1 tRNA gene is annotated in these 542 nt (G+C 39.5%); it reads right to left on the minus strand.

Going from position 1 to position 542, the window contains the following annotated elements:
- Positions 1-452: 452 nt before the first annotated feature.
- Positions 453-526, minus strand: a tRNA-Arg gene (locus HMPREF0106_RS00005).
- Between the last annotated feature and the right edge of the window lie 16 nt (positions 527-542).

Here is a 542-nt window from a genome sequence, read left to right on the forward strand (position 1 = left end):
CCTCTAAATAAAGAATAAAGCAAGTATCCTGAGAAACATGATTGACTAGGGTAAAGTAATCAAGGATTCCTGAAGGCAAGAACAAGCTTAAAGAAGCAACAGGATCAATCGTTTGGGAAGAGGATGTTTTCATGATGCAAAAATAAGAATTTTAACGCAATCCCCCAAGGTTTCAGACTGAGCCCTTTCTCCTCTAAATAAAGAATAAAGCAAGTATCCTGAGAAACATGATTGACTAGGGTAAAGTAATCAAGGATTCCTGAAGGCAAGAACAAGCTTAAAGAAGCAACAGGATCAATCGTTTGGGAAGAGGATGTTTTCATGATGCAAAAATAAGAATTTTAACGCAATCCCCCAAGGTTTCAGACTGAGCCGTTTTCAGACTGAGCCCCGATTTCTTCGATGAAATGGGGGAAAAATAAAATCCTCCACATAAAATGCAGAGGATTAAGTGATCGCGACAGGATTCAAACCTGTAACCGGCTGATCCGTAGTCAGCTACTCTATTCAGTTGAGCTACGCGACCCTATAATTTGTAAGTT

Origin of the sequence: Bacteroides sp. D22 (genome assembly GCF_000163675.1) — a bacterium.
In the GTDB taxonomy this organism is placed as follows: Bacteria; Bacteroidota; Bacteroidia; order Bacteroidales; family Bacteroidaceae; genus Bacteroides; species Bacteroides xylanisolvens.